General features: G+C 66.0%; 13 protein-coding genes. 7 read left to right on the forward strand and 6 right to left on the reverse strand.

What is annotated here, in order from left to right; all coding sequences use genetic code 11:
- Positions 1-32: 32 nt before the first annotated feature.
- Both SOM47_RS15540 and SOM47_RS15545 read right to left on the reverse strand, forming a co-directional pair.
- Entirely contained in the window at positions 33-1,358 is a 1,326-nt protein-coding gene (locus tag SOM47_RS15540; RefSeq protein WP_042614380.1) for a GGDEF domain-containing response regulator, read from the reverse strand.
- Positions 1,359-1,426: 68 nt separating this feature from the next.
- Positions 1,427-2,734 carry an NAD(P)/FAD-dependent oxidoreductase gene (locus SOM47_RS15545; protein ID WP_414715819.1) on the reverse strand — a complete coding sequence of 436 codons (1,308 nt, stop codon included), beginning with the start codon at positions 2,732-2,734 and terminating at the stop codon, positions 1,427-1,429.
- 97 nt (positions 2,735-2,831) lie between these two features.
- Here SOM47_RS15545 and SOM47_RS15550 point away from each other — a divergent pair, with 97 nt between their 5' ends.
- From SOM47_RS15550 to SOM47_RS15560, 3 genes are all read left to right on the forward strand, one after another.
- A complete protein-coding gene (locus SOM47_RS15550) occupies positions 2,832-3,191 on the forward strand; it encodes a gamma-glutamyl-gamma-aminobutyrate hydrolase family protein (RefSeq protein ID WP_320506098.1) in 360 nt (119 codons plus the stop codon).
- Positions 3,188-4,585, forward strand: coding sequence for a glutamine synthetase family protein (locus tag SOM47_RS15555; RefSeq protein WP_042614383.1), 1,398 nt, complete (start codon positions 3,188-3,190; stop codon positions 4,583-4,585). The genes SOM47_RS15550 and SOM47_RS15555 overlap by 4 nt, the downstream gene beginning before the upstream one ends.
- Positions 4,586-4,694: 109 nt before the next feature.
- Entirely contained in the window at positions 4,695-5,807 is a 1,113-nt protein-coding gene (locus SOM47_RS15560; protein WP_320506099.1) for a polyamine ABC transporter substrate-binding protein, read from the forward strand.
- Between the two features lie 9 nt (positions 5,808-5,816).
- Here the strand turns inward: SOM47_RS15560 and SOM47_RS15565 are convergent, their stop codons facing one another.
- Positions 5,817-6,287 (reverse strand): MoaF-related domain-containing protein, encoded by a 471-nt coding sequence (locus SOM47_RS15565; protein ID WP_320506100.1) that lies wholly within the window; start codon positions 6,285-6,287, stop codon positions 5,817-5,819.
- Between the two features lie 191 nt (positions 6,288-6,478).
- On the opposite strand from SOM47_RS15565, the gene SOM47_RS15570 reads away from it, so the two are divergent.
- Genes SOM47_RS15570 through SOM47_RS15580 form a run of 3 tightly spaced genes read left to right on the forward strand, consistent with a single transcriptional unit; the run spans position 6,479 to position 9,365 of the window.
- Positions 6,479-7,615, forward strand: a complete 1,137-nt coding sequence (locus tag SOM47_RS15570) for an ABC transporter ATP-binding protein (RefSeq protein WP_320506101.1) — start codon at positions 6,479-6,481, stop codon at positions 7,613-7,615.
- Positions 7,612-8,523, forward strand: coding sequence for an ABC transporter permease subunit (locus SOM47_RS15575; protein WP_042614387.1), 912 nt, complete (start codon positions 7,612-7,614; stop codon positions 8,521-8,523). The genes SOM47_RS15570 and SOM47_RS15575 overlap by 4 nt, the downstream gene beginning before the upstream one ends.
- Positions 8,520-9,365, forward strand: coding sequence for an ABC transporter permease subunit (locus tag SOM47_RS15580; protein ID WP_042614388.1), 846 nt, complete (start codon positions 8,520-8,522; stop codon positions 9,363-9,365). The genes SOM47_RS15575 and SOM47_RS15580 overlap by 4 nt, the downstream gene beginning before the upstream one ends.
- A gap of 48 nt (positions 9,366-9,413) precedes the next feature.
- Here SOM47_RS15580 and SOM47_RS15585 read toward each other — a convergent pair whose 3' ends face one another.
- Positions 9,414-9,803, reverse strand: a complete 390-nt coding sequence (locus tag SOM47_RS15585) for a MoaF-related domain-containing protein (protein WP_320506102.1) — start codon at positions 9,801-9,803, stop codon at positions 9,414-9,416.
- A gap of 284 nt (positions 9,804-10,087) precedes the next feature.
- Here SOM47_RS15585 and SOM47_RS15590 point away from each other — a divergent pair, with 284 nt between their 5' ends.
- Positions 10,088-11,452 (forward strand): NAD-dependent succinate-semialdehyde dehydrogenase, encoded by a 1,365-nt coding sequence (locus SOM47_RS15590; RefSeq protein ID WP_320506103.1) that lies wholly within the window; start codon positions 10,088-10,090, stop codon positions 11,450-11,452.
- 41 nt (positions 11,453-11,493) lie between these two features.
- Here the strand turns inward: SOM47_RS15590 and SOM47_RS15595 are convergent, their stop codons facing one another.
- Positions 11,494-12,510, reverse strand: a complete 1,017-nt coding sequence (locus SOM47_RS15595; RefSeq protein WP_042614390.1) for a magnesium and cobalt transport protein CorA — start codon at positions 12,508-12,510, stop codon at positions 11,494-11,496.
- Between the two features lie 15 nt (positions 12,511-12,525).
- A complete protein-coding gene (locus tag SOM47_RS15600; protein WP_414715825.1) occupies positions 12,526-13,776 on the reverse strand; it encodes a lipoprotein N-acyltransferase Lnb domain-containing protein in 1,251 nt (416 codons plus the stop codon).
- Positions 13,777-13,790: the final 14 nt, after the last annotated feature.

Here is a 13,790-nt window from a genome sequence, read left to right on the forward strand (position 1 = left end):
CGAGCATGGCTCGGCGCTACCGAAAGCCTGTCTCAGGCGGGGGTGGCGCTCAGTGCGGCGCTGCAGACGCGGTTGCGGCCGCCGGCCTTGGCCAGGTACAGCTGGCGGTCGGCTTCGGTGATCAGTTCGTGCAGGCTGTCATGCTGGGGGCGGATGCAGCACAGGCCGATGCTGACGGTCATGCGCAGCGCGGTGCCGGCGATGGGAACCTGCAGCGCGGCGATGCTCTGGCGCAGGGTTTCGAAGTAATCCACCGCTTCGTCCGGCGCCAGCCCAGGCACCATCAGGCAGAACTCTTCGCCCCCGAAACGGGCTACCAGGTCGCCGCTGCGGGCGTGCGTGGCCACGGTATCGGCGCAGGCGCGCAGCGCATCGTCGCCGCCGTCGTGGCCGAAGGTGTCGTTGATGTGCTTGAAGTGGTCGATGTCCACCATCGCCACCGCGATCCAGTCGTCCTGCTGCTGCACGCCGTGCAACTGGCGCTGGCTGTGTTCCAGGAAGCAGCGGCGATTGGGCAGGCCGGTCAGGAAATCGCGGGTGGCCAGGTCCTGCAGGGTGCCGATCAGTTCCAACTGGTCCACGTTCTGCGAGACGCGGCAGAAGAATTCTTCGCGCGAAAACGGCTTGCGCAGGAAGTCGTTGGCGCCGTTCTTCAGGAAACGGGGAATCAGCGAGGCATCGGTATTGCCGGACAGGCCGATCACCGCCACCTTGTCGCGCGAACGCTGCATGCGCAGCCGTCGGGTGAATTCCACGCCCTGCATGCCGGGCATTTCCTGGTCCACCACGGCCAGCCGGATGGACGGATGCGCATCGATCGCCGCCAGCCCTTTTTCGCCGTCGGCCGCCTCATACACCGGGTGGCCGTACATGCGCAGCAGGGCCGCTGCATAGGCACGCGCGGACGGCGAATCATCCACCACCAGCGCGGCGATGCGGCGGTTGCGGTCCAGCCGCTGCACCAGCCACACCAGGTAATCCACGCTGCCGGGAGTGTTCTTCAGCACGTAATCGATGACTTTCTGTTCCAGCACGCGGCGGCGCACGTCTTCGTCATACACCCCGCTGACCACCACCGTCGGCAGGCCGCGGGAAACGAAGTAATCCACCACGGCTTCGCGGTCGCCATCGGCCAGCACCAGGCCGGTCATTACCAGGAACCAGCCCTGTTCCTCTTCCAGCAGGCGGCCGGCTTCGGCCAGGCTCGAAGCCACTGTCACCTTCAGCTCCAGGCGCTGTTCGATGGCTTCACGCACCAGGGTGGTGAAGGTTCGCGAATTCTCCACCAGCAGGATGCGCTGGGGCAGGGGATCAACACCGGGGTCGCTTACGAAAGCGCCCTGCAGCAAGGCGGGCATGAGGCGTGCGCTCGGAACGGGCTGGGTCTTCAAGGCTATCGGCCGTTCCTCTGAAAACTTGAACTGCGTCACCAAATTAGATTGCGCAGCTTTACAAATGCCATCGTGGCGACCAGCAACGGCGTGCGCAGGAGACGTCCGCCGGGGAAGGGCCGGTGCGGCAGCCGCTCGAATACCTCCAGCCGGCCGGCCTGGCCGGCGATGGCCTCGGCGATGACCTGCCCGGCCAGGTTGGCCGAGGCCACCCCATGCCCGGAAAAGCCCTGCGCGAAGTAGATGTCCGGGGTCAGCCGGCCCCAGTGCGGGGCGCGGCTGGGAGTGATATCCACGTAGCCGCCCCACAGGTAGTCCAGCGGCACGCCATGCAGCTGCGGGAACACCTGCCACAGGCGCCGCTGCATCACGCTGTCCAGGCCGGCAGGCGGCCGCGAGGAGTAACTGGCGCCGCCGCCGAACAGCACGCGGTGGTCGTGGCTGAGCCGGAAGTAGTCCAGCACCAGCCCGGTATCGGACACCGCCATGTCGTTGCGGATCAGCGCCCGCGCGCGCGCTTCGCCCAGCACCGGGGTGGCACCGACATAGGTACCGACCGGCATCACGTGGCGCTCCAGTTCCGGGGCGATGCCTTCCAGCCAGGCATTGCCGGCCAGCAGCACGTGGGCGGCGTGCACGGTGCCGGTGGCGGTGCGCAGGGCAGGGCGCGGCGTGCGCTGCAGTTCCAGCACGGGCGTGTGTTCGTGGATCACCGCGCCGGCGGCGATCGCGGCATCGGCCAGGCCTTGGGCATAGGCCAGTGGATGCAGGTGGCCGCTCAGCGGATCGAACATCGCGCCCTGATAGCGCGGGCTGTCCAGCTGTGCGCGCAGGGTGGCGCGGTCCCACCACTGCATGGGGTAGTCGTACTGGGTGGTCAGCCGCTCCACGTCGCGCTGCAGCGCCTGCGACTGGCGCGTGGTGATCGGCACGTTGGCATGGCCGGACACCCAGTGGCAGTCGATCCGGTGCTGATCAATGCGATCGCGCAGCAGCTGCACGCCTTGGCGGGAGTAGTCGAACAGGGTGCGTGCGTCTTCGGCGCCGACCTGCTTTTCCAGCACATCCACTTCGCAGCCATAGCCGACCAGAGCCTGGCCGCCATTGCGCCCGGAGGCTCCCCAGCCGATCCGGCAGGCGTCCAGCACCACCACGCGCAGGCCGCGGCGCGCCAGTTCCAGGGCCGCCGAAAGCCCGGTGTAGCCGGCGCCGAGGATCGCCACGTCAACGTGGACATCGCCGTCCAGCGGCGGCAGCGGGGCGCGGGGTCGTACACTGGCGGCATACCAGCTGGGTGGCAGGGCAGGGTCTTCGCGCAGGGCGTGCGTGGGGTCCATGGGCATAGTCTGGCGCAGTTGCCACGGTGATGGTGTGACTGGCAATAAAGTTGCTGCTGTCATCTGCCGGGGTTACCGTGGTGACAGCGCCGAGGACCTTCGCATGCGCCTTCCGCCCCTCGTGGGATTGCCGACCGACAGCACGTTGCAGGGCCATCATCGTTTCGCGATGGCCGGCGAGAAGTATGTGCGTGCGCTGGTGGATGCTGCTGCGGTGACCCCGGTGCTGCTGCCCTCGCTGCAGCCGCCGCTGCCCGCCGGCGGCTGGCTGGCGCAGTGGCACGGTGCGCGTTCTGCCGTGGTCAGTCCGGTACACGCCCGCAGCCGCGGGCATTCCTTCGTGCTCGGCGTGCAGTGGCATCCGGAGTGGCGCGTCACCCACAATCCCTTCTATCACGCTGTGTTGCATGCGTTCGGCCAAGCTTGCCGGCAGCGCCAACGACTTCAACAGGATTCCACATGAGTACCGACAGCCGCACGCGCAGGATGCCAACGGAGGAAGATGCGCAGGAAAGCAGCCTGCTGCGCTGGCTGAAGGACCGCCGCATCACCGAAGTGGAGTGCCTGGTACCGGACATCACCGGCATCGCGCGCGGCAAGATCATCCCGGCCGACAAGTTCTCCCACGATTACGGCACGCGCCTGCCGGAGGGTATCTTCGCCACCACTGTCACCGGTGACTATCCGGATGATTACTACGAACTGACTTCGCCTTCGGATTCGGACATGGTGCTGCGCCCGGATCCGGAAACGGTGCGCATGGTGCCGTGGGCCACCGATCCCACCGCGCAGATCATCCACGACTGCTACACCAAGAACGGCCAGCCGCACGAACTGGCGCCGCGCAACGTGCTGCGCCGCGTGCTCGATGCCTACACCGAACTGGGCCTGCGCCCGGTGGTGGCACCGGAGCTGGAGTTCTTCCTGGTGCAGAAGAACACCGATCCGGACTTCCCGCTGCTGCCGCCGGCCGGTCGCTCGGGCCGTCCGGAGACCGCGCGGCAGTCCTATTCCATCGATGCGGTGAACGAGTTCGATCCGATCCTGGACTTGATGTACGACTACGCCGATGCGATGAAGCTGGACGTGGACACGCTGATCCACGAATCCGGCGCGGCGCAGCTGGAAGTCAATTTCACCCATGCCGATGCGATGAACCTGGCCGACCAGGTGTTCCTGTTCAAGCGCACCATGCGCGAGGCGGCCATGCGTCACGGGGTGTATGCCACCTTCCTGGCCAAGCCGATGGAAAACGAGCCGGGCAGCGCCATGCACATCCACCAGAGCCTGCTGCGGATCAGCGACGGGGCCAATGTGTTCGCCGGCGATGGCGATGGGGAAGGGGAGTTCAGTCCCGTGTTCGGGCATTACCTGGGCGGGCTGCAGAAGTTCGCGCCGCAGGCGATGGCGTTCTTCGCGCCCAACGTGAACTCCTACCGCCGGCTGGTATTCGGCGAGGTGTCTCCGAGCAACGTGCACTGGGGCTTCGACAACCGCACCTGCGGCCTGCGCGTGCCGATGGATACGCCGGACAACATGCGGGTGGAAAGCCGCTTTGCCGGTTCAGATGCCAACCCGTACCTGGCGATGGCGGCCACCCTGGCCTGTGGGCTGCTGGGCCTGCGTGGGCAGCTGGCGCCGGATGCGCCGATCAGCGGCAGCGCCAAGGAACTGGGCTACGACCTGCCGCGTTCGCTGGGCGAGGCGCTGGATGGGCTGGAGCAGTGCGCCGAACTGCAGGCGCTGCTCGGCGAGCGCTTCTGCAGGGCCTATATTTCGGTGAAACGCAAGGAATACGAGACCTTCTTCCGGGTCATCAGTTCGTGGGAACGCGAGTTCCTGCTGCTGAATGTCTAGACATTCCGCCGAGCATGGATCGGCGCTACCAGTTCCGGCGCTGCGGCGTTAGGCTGGCAGCCGTCTGCAGGCCGGCATCGGCCCCCACCCCGCTATGGAGCCCCCTCCCATGAAGCTGCGCACCCTGACCCTCGGCCTTTCCGCCGCCTTGCTTGCCGCCTGTGGCGGTGGTGGCAACGGCGCCGCGCAGGACGGCAAGGTCCTCAACGTCTACAACTACAGCGATTACATCGCCGAAGACACCATCCCGGCGTTCGAAAAGCAGAGCGGGATCAAGGTCACCTACGATGTGTTCGACAGTGACGAAATGGTGGAAACCAAGCTGCTGGCCGGCAACAGCGGCTACGACGTGGTGGTGCCGACGCTGAACTTCTTCGGCCGGCAGATCCAGGCCGGCGTGTTCCTGCCGCTGGACAAGGCCAGAATCCCCAACCTGGCCAAGCTGGACCCGAAGGTGATGGAGCGCATCGCCACCCAGGACCCGGGCAACAAGTACGGCGTGCCGTACATGATCGGCACCACCGGCATTGGCTACAACGTGGACATGCTGAAGGAACGTTTCGGTGGCAGCGCCGACATCGCCAACAGCTGGGACCTGGTGTTCAAGCCGGAAAACATCGCCAGGATGAAGGACTGCGGCGTGACCATCCTGGACACTCCGGCCGACATGATTCCGGTGGCCATGCACTACCTGGGCCTGGATCCGCACAGCAACAACCCGGCCGACATCCAGAAGGCCGGCGCGCTGCTGAAGTCGATCCGCCCTTACGTGCAGAACTTCCACTCCTCGCAGTACGTGGGCTCGCTGGCCAACGGCGGCACCTGCCTGGTGGTGGGCTGGTCGGGCGACATCATCCAGGCGCGTGACCGCGCCGAAGAAGCGGCCAACGGCGTGCACGTGGCCTATTCGATCCCGCGCGAAGGGGCGCCGCAGTGGTTCGACATGCTGGCCATCCCGAAAGATGCCAAGAACCCGGAAGCGGCCTACCAGTTCATCAATTACCTGCTGGAACCGAAGGTCGCCGCGGCCAACACCAACTTCATCCACTACGCCAACCCGGTAAGCGAGGCGACGCCGCTGGTGGACGAGGCGATCCGTACCGACCCGACCATCTACCCGCCGGCGGACGTGGCCGAAAAGATGTTCACCTATTCGATCAACACCCCGGAAACCGACAAGCTGTACACCCGCTTGTGGACGGAGATCAAAACCGGCCGTTGATCGGGGCGGTCAGCCAGCCAGATCCCCGCCTTTGGGCGGGGACATGGCAGTGCCGGGGCAGGCGCCGGAGTTGGACGTGCTGTCCCAGTTGCGGATCTGCGGGCCCTGCCAGTGCACGAACGTCATGTCCGGCCTGCTGAAGCTTGTATAGACCATGCATGTGTTCCAGTTCTGTACGTGCACGACGTTGGCGAGCACCACTTTCTCCGGGTTGAATGCTACCCAGGTGAGCTTGTGGATGCCTTTACCCATGGGCGTGTACGCGTACTCCACGGTGTTGTTGTTGCCGATTGCATCGCCGCTGACTCCCCAGAAGCTGGCCGTACAGCCGTCGTCATGGAAGCGGATGAGGAAGGCGCCGGTGTCGAAGTCCGACAGCATGGTCTGGCCGGTTCCGGGGTAGCCGGTGGGGCTGCAGGCCCAGGCACCCAGCGGTGCGCAGGCGAGGATCAGGGCGACGAGGGGGCGGAGGGTGCGCATGGAAGGGTCTCGGCTTCGGGGACTGCGGTGCAGGTCCTGGGATGAGCGTGCCCGGCCACCGTGCCCAAAGTAAGAGCGGGCCGCGACGCGCCGCAGCGGTGCGCCGCCGGCCGCCAACTGCCGTCATGTCGCTTCGGCACGGGCATGGCTAGAATGGCGCCGCTGTCCACCATCCGCTCCCGGAGCCCCCCATGCCCGCTGAAGCCCTGCCGGAAGCCGTCGTCGCCGATACCCACGGCGAGCCCGGCTACCTGTCCATCCGTGAGCTGCGCAAGGAATTCGACGGTTTCGTCGCGGTCGACGACGTCAACCTGGACGTGCGCAAGGGCGAGATCTTCGCCCTGCTGGGTGGCTCGGGCAGTGGCAAATCCACGCTGCTGCGTTGCCTGGGCGGGTTCGAAACGCCCACCAAGGGCAGCATCGTGCTCGATGGCCAGCCGCTGGTGGCGCTGCCGCCGTACAAGCGTCCGGTCAACATGATGTTCCAGTCCTACGCGCTGTTCCCGCACATGAGCGTGGAGCAGAACATCGCCTTCGGACTGAAGCAGGATGGGCTGGCAAGTGACGCGATACACCGCCGGGTGGGTGAAATGCTCGAACTGGTGCACATGACCCAGCTGGCCAAGCGCCGGCCGCACCAGCTGTCCGGTGGCCAGCAACAGCGCGTGGCGCTGGCCCGTTCGCTGGCCAAGGGGCCCAAGCTGCTGCTGCTGGACGAACCGATGGGTGCGCTGGACAAGAAGCTGCGCTCGCAGATGCAGCTGGAGCTGGTCAACATCATCGAAACCTCCGGGGTCACCTGCGTGATGGTCACCCATGACCAGGAAGAGGCGATGACCATGGCCACCCGCGTCGCGGTGATGGATGCGGGCTGGATCCAGCAGGTGGGCAAGCCGGAGGATGTCTACGAGCAGCCGGCCAACCGCTTCGTCGCCGGCTTCATCGGCTCGGTCAATTCGTTCGAAGGAGTGATCGACGAGGACCTGCCGGAGTACGTCACCGTGCGCTCGCCGGCGTTCCCCGCGCCGATCTACATCGGCCACGGCATCACCTGCTATGAGGGCCAGCCGGTCGCCTTCGCGGTGCGTCCGGAGAAGATCATGATCGGCAAGGACGAGCCGGAAGGGCATACCAACAAGGCCCAGGGCGTTATCGAGGACATCGCCTACTTCGGCAGCCATTCGGTGTACCACGTGCGCCTGCCCAGCGGGGCCAGGGTGATGGCCAACTTCGCCAATTCGCAGCGCTGGGCCAGCGATGGCCTGACCTGGGGCGATGAGGTGTGGGTGCACTGGCGCGACAACGACGGCGTGGTGCTGACCTCATGAGCGCGGCCGTGCGCAAACGCTGGATGCCGGAACTGCGTGATGCGGTGGTCGGCGTGCCGTATCTGTGGCTGCTGCTGTTCTTCGCGGTGCCGTTCGTGATCATCCTGATGATCTCCTTCGCGCATACCCAAGTGGGTTCGCCGCCTTACACGTGGCTGCTGCAGTACGTGGATGGTGCGCTGGCGCTGAAGTTGAACCTGGAAAACTACCTGCAGCTGGTGCGCGACCAGCAGTACGTGCTGGCCTATGTCAGCTCGTTCAGGATCGCTGCCATTTCCACCGTGCTGACCCTGCTGATCGGGTATCCGATGGCTTATGCCATCGCGCGCATGAAGCCCTCCACGCGCAACATCATGATGATGCTGGTGGTGCTGCCGTCCTGGACGTCCTTCCTGATCCGGGTGTACGCGTGGATCGGCATCCTGGACCGCAACGGCCTGCTCAACCAGCTGCTGCTGAAGATCGGCCTGATCGACCAGCCGCTGCAGATCCTGTACACCCCGACCGCAGCCTACATCGGCATCGTGTACTGCTATCTGCCGTTCATGGTGCTGCCGTTGTATGCCAATCTGGTCAAGCATGACCAGCGCCTGCTGGAGGCCGCCTACGACCTCGGCGCCAAGCCGTGGCAGGCCTTCCTGCGCATCACCCTGCCGCTGTCCAGGGCCGGCATCATCGCCGGCTGCATGCTGGTGATGATCCCGGCGGTGGGCGAATTCGTGATTCCCGAAATGCTCGGCGGGCCGGATACGCTGATGATCGGCCGCGTGCTGTGGGGCGAGTTCTTCAACAACCGCAACTGGCCGGTGGCCTCGGCGGTGGCGGTGGTGATGCTGTTGCTGCTGCTGGTGCCGATCTTCCTGTTCAACCGGTCCCAGCAGCGCGTGCTGGAAGGAAAGCAGGCATGAGCACCCTGCGCGGTTACCGCTGGATGGGCTGGGGCGCATTGGCGCTCGGCTTTGCCTTCCTGTACCTGCCGATCCTGCTGCTGATGGTGTTCTCCTTCAACAGCTCGCGGCTGGCCACGGTCTGGGCCGGTTTTTCCACCCGCTGGTATGGCGAACTGTTCAACGACCGCGCCCTGATGGATGCGCTGTGGATGAGCCTGAAAGTGGCGTTCTGGACCGCCTGCGCCGCCACCGTGCTGGGCACGATGGCGGCCATGGTGATGACCCGCTTCCGGCACTTCCGTGGCAAATCCGCCTTCAGTGCGTTGATCACCGCGCCGTTGGTGATGCCGGATGTGATCCTGGGCTTTTCGCTGATGACCCTGCTGGTGTCGATGGGCGGCATTCCTGGCTTCCCGGCACGGGGCGCGGCGACCATCTGGATCGCCCATGTGACCTTCACCCTGTCCTTCGTGACGGTGGTGCTGTCTTCGCGGCTGCAGGAGCTGGACATATCCCTGGAAGAGGCAGCGATGGACCTCGGCGCCAGCCGGCTGACCGTGTTCCTGAAGATCACCCTGCCGATCATCGCCCCGGCGCTGCTGGCCGGTTGGCTGCTGGCCTTCACCCTGTCGCTGGACGACGTGGTGATCGCCAGCTTCGTGGCCGGGCCCAGCTCGACGACGTTGCCGATGAAGGTTTTTGCTTCGGTGCGCATGGGCATCAGCCCGAAGATCAACGCACTGGCCACGCTGATGGTATCAGCGGTGGCGGTGGCCGCGGTGATCGGCTGGTATGTCACCGCGCGCGGCGAAAAACGCCGCCAGCGCGACCTGCTGCTGGCGCGCCAGGACAACGGCTGATGGCATCGGGTGCCGTGCAGGTACCCGACGCCGGTGCGGCTCAGCCGGTCACAGCGGTCCGTTGTCGCGGAGCGATCCGCCCAGGTTGGTGAACTCCAGTCCTTCGCTGGTGATGTTGGTGTACACGCGGTCTTTGAACCAGTCCTGGACCTGTGCGACGGTCGCCCGATGGACCGGCTCGATCCAGTAGAGAAGGTAATGGTCCGGCGCGGTGGCGATGGCGGTGTATTCCACGGTTTCGGTTTCGCCCTCTTCAGGACCGCGTATACCGACATAGGTCATGGTGCGGCCATCTCTTTCAAACCGCAGTTCGTAGGCATTCTCACCGAAATCCAGCTCCACGACCCTGCCGATGCCGGGGTACGGGTGGTCCGGATGGGTCTGCGGTGGGGGACTGGCCAGGGCGGCGGCGGCGCTGAACCCCAGCAGTGTGCTCATGATGATCTTCTTGTACACGACGTTTCCTTTTAGGCCTGTTTGAAGGCCGTGGATGGCGCTGGCGTGAGGGCTCGCGCAGAGGAAGTTTCATCGCCTGGGCCCGGCGCCGTAAGAGGGAAGCCGGTCGGGAATTGACGGCTGCTGTCGACTAGCCCGTCTTGCCCCAGGGCGGTAGATGGGAGCGACATCCGGTCGCACCGTCGGGCGCCCAAGGGACCCGCTCCGGCAACATCCGGCTCACGTTGGGCGGCGCAGAATGGATGCCTGACTTACAGGAGCCCTCCATGACCGTCGAGATCGTCAACCCCACCACCGGCCGCGTGGACTATCGCCATGAGCTGCTGGACACGGCCGGGATCGAACATCGCCTGCAGGCTGCGGCCGGTGCCTTTGAGGCGTGGTCCGCCACCTCCCTGCAGGAACGCGCAAAGGTGCTGCGCGGCATTGGTGCCCAGCTGCGCGCCCGCAAGGATGACATCCAGGACGCGATGACCCGCGAGATGGGCAAACTGAAGGCCGAGGCGCTGGCGGAAGTGGAAAAATGCGCGGCGGCCTGCGAGTACTATGCCGACCATGCTGCCGACTACCTGAAGCCACAGTTGATCGATACCGAGGCGCAGCGCAGCTACGTGCGCTACGAGCCGATCGGTTGCGTGTTCGCGGTGATGCCGTGGAATTTCCCGATCTGGCAGGTATTCCGCTTCCTCGCGCCGGCGTTCATGGCCGGCAACGTAGCCCTGCTCAAGCACGCCAGCAACGTGCCGCAGTGCGCGGACCTGATCAACGAGGTAGTGCGCGCCGGTGGCCTGCCCGATGGCGTGTTCGACGTGCTGCATATCGACAACGACCAGGCCGCCGAGGTGCTGCGCGACCACCGGGTGAAAGCAGTCACCCTGACCGGCAGCGAGCGGGCAGGGCGCTCGATCGCCGCCACCGCCGGCGACGTCCTGAAGAAGTGCGTGATGGAACTGGGCGGCAGCGATGCCTTTGTCGTGCTGGATGACGCGGACCTGGACAAGACGGTCGAGGCGGCGGTGAAGTCCCGCTTCGACAACAGCGGGCAGACCTGTATCGCGGCCAAGCGGTTCATCGTGGTCGAGGCGGTGGCTGATGCCTTCACCGAACGCTTCGTTGCCGCAGCCGGCGAGCGGCGATATGGCGATCCTGCCGATGCGCGGACCACGCTGGCGCCGATGGCGCGGGCCGACCTGCGCGACGAACTGCACAAGCAGGTCCAGGCCAGCGTTGCCAAGGGTGCGCGGGTACTGGCTGGTGGTGAGCCGGTGGCCGGCAGCTACGCAGGGTATTCGGCAACCGTGCTGGACCAGGTCGGACCGGGCATGCCGGCCTATGATGAAGAGCTGTTCGGTCCGGTCGCCGCAGTGATCCGGGTGAAGGACGAGGCGGAGGCCCTCAAGGTGGCCAACGATACCCGCTTCGGGCTGGGTGGCAGCGTGTGGACCACCGATGCCGCGCGTGGCGAAGCGTTCGCGCAGCAGATGGAGTGCGGCGCGGCGTTCGTCAATTCCATCGTCAAGAGCGACGTGCGGTTGCCGTTCGGCGGCAGCAAGGAGTCCGGTTTCGGCCGCGAACTGGCCGAGCACGGCATCCATGAGTTCATGAACATCAAGACGATCTACGTCGCCTGAGCAGAACCGGTAGCGCCGAGCCATGCTCGGCGTCGCCTGACCTACAGCCAGCGCACCCGCTTGAACAGCCGGAACAGGCCCACGCAGACCGCGCCGACGCCGACGATCATCGCCGGGTAGGCCCACGGTTGGTCCAGCTCAGGCATGTGGGTGAAGTTCATGCCATACCAGCTGGTGATCAGCGTAGGGGCCGCCAGCAGAGCGGCCCAGGCGCCGAGGCGCTTGACCGTTTCGCCCTGCGCCAGCGTGACCAGTGACAGGTTGACGTTGAGCGCGGTGCCCAGCATCTCGCGCAGCGTGTCGATGACATCGCTGATCCGCACGGCATGGTCGTGCACGTCGCGGACGTACAGCTTGACCTCATCGGGCACCAGCCCGGTTTCAGCGGGATAGCGCCTCAGCGCCGACAGTACGTCCTGCAGCGGAGCCACTGCCATGCGCATCTTGTTGAGCTCGCGCTTGAGTTCGTACAGGCGCACCACGGTGCTGCGCCGGTAATTGTCAGCGAAGATGTCTTTTTCCAGCAGTTCCAGCGTGTCGCGGAAGCGGTTGGTGATCGGCAGGTAGTTGTCGACCACGAAGTCCAGCACCGCGTACAGACAGTACGAAGGCCCCATCTTCAGCAGGTGCGGCTCGCGCTCCACGCGTGCGCGCACCGGCGCGTAGGACAGCGACGCGCCATGCCGCACGGTGACCAGGAAGCGTGGACCCACGAAGGCGTGCGTTTCGCCGTACTGGATGCGCTCGTCGACCATCTGCGCGGTGGTGACCACCACGAACATCGAGTTTCCGTAGGTCTCCACCTTCGGCCGCTGGTGTGCGTTGCGCGCGTCTTCGATGGCCAGGTCGTGCAGGCCGAATTCTTCCTGCAGCTTCAACAGGACCGAATCGGCAGGATCGTACAGGCCGACCCATACGAAGCCGTTGCCGCTGGCGATCACGTCGCTGATAGCATCCAGGCTGATGTCGTGTCGCTTGCCATCATCATCGTAATGGACACAGTTGATGACGCACGCGGGGTTGTGCGGGGCGGGGCCGGTGGTATCAGGCAGGGTCATGCCACGTATCCTGCGTCAGTGTGCGTGAAGCGCCAATCGCGGCAGGCGTCGGCCCAGGACCCAGGCCAGCGCGGCGTGCACGGGCAGCAGCAGCACGATCCACTGGATGTTGTACTGCGCCTGCAGGCTGAGCCAATGCAGCACCAATCCCGCCACCGACAGCATCGCCACGCTCCACAGGGTGACGCGGAACAGGCGCCCGGGGGCGCGACGGCGCAGCAGCGCGACGGCGCCGGGCAGCAGCAGCAGGCACAGCGGCGAGAGCTGCAGCAGGTTGCGGTTGGCCCACGCGGCGTGGTGGTCGCTGAAGCCCCACAGGAACACCAGCAGGCCGCCAGCGATCGTGCTGAAGGTCCAGAACGGCAGCGCCAGCGCGGCCAGCAGGCGCGGCCGCCGACGCAGCGCGATCACCCCGGCGCCGAGGCCGAGCCCGAGCACCAGCCACGGCCACCAGGCGCGCGCGCGTTCAGCCGGTTCGGCATCGATGCGGTGGGCCAGCAGTTGTTGTTCGGACTGCACCAGCGGACGCCCTTCGCTGTTGCGTGCCTGGCGCAGCGCATCGGCCAGCCGCATCGGCACGAAGGCCTCCTGCCAACGCGACAGCGGCTGGTCTGCGAACGGGCCCAGGCCCAGGTCGAAGCCGAGCCACATCCACGGTGCGGGTGATGCCAGACGCACCGATTCGCTGCGGTAGGTGTTGCCGCGCGAGCGGCCGGAAAGCTGCGCGTGCAGGCCGCCGTCCAGCGCCTTGTCCAGCGTGTCGCGCACCATCGTGGCGCAGTTGGCGGTGTAGTAATCGTAGCGGTAGCGCGCGTTCTCCGGCTTGGCACGTTCGGCCAGGTCGGCGGCCAGTGCACGCGCCTGCGCCGGGTCCAGGTCGAGCCACTGCACGCTGGCGCCGCGGCCGGCCTCGTCGTAGTAGCCCAGGTCCTGCTCCAGCGGCAACGCGACCAGGTAATACATCATTTCGCCACGCACGAAGCGGCTGACGAAATCAGGCTCACCGGGGTCGAAGTAGCCGAAGTTGTACGAGGTGGCGGCGCCGCTGACCGGGTCGACCACTACGATCGCATCATGGCCGAAGCGCTCGAAGAAGATCGTGCCCGGTTGCATGGTGACCACGCCAATGCGCGGTACCGCGGGGTCGGCTTCCGCGCTGGCTGCTGCGCTGGCAACCGGGTCGGCAGCGGGCTGCTGCGCCAGCGCCTGCAGGGGCAGGCCCAGCAGGCCGGCCAACAGCAGTACCGCCAGCCAACAGCTCAGCAGCGTTCCAGTGCGAA

The organism is Stenotrophomonas sp. CFBP8980 (assembly GCF_034046095.1).
In the GTDB taxonomy this organism is placed as follows: Bacteria; Pseudomonadota; Gammaproteobacteria; order Xanthomonadales; family Xanthomonadaceae; genus Stenotrophomonas; species Stenotrophomonas lacuserhaii.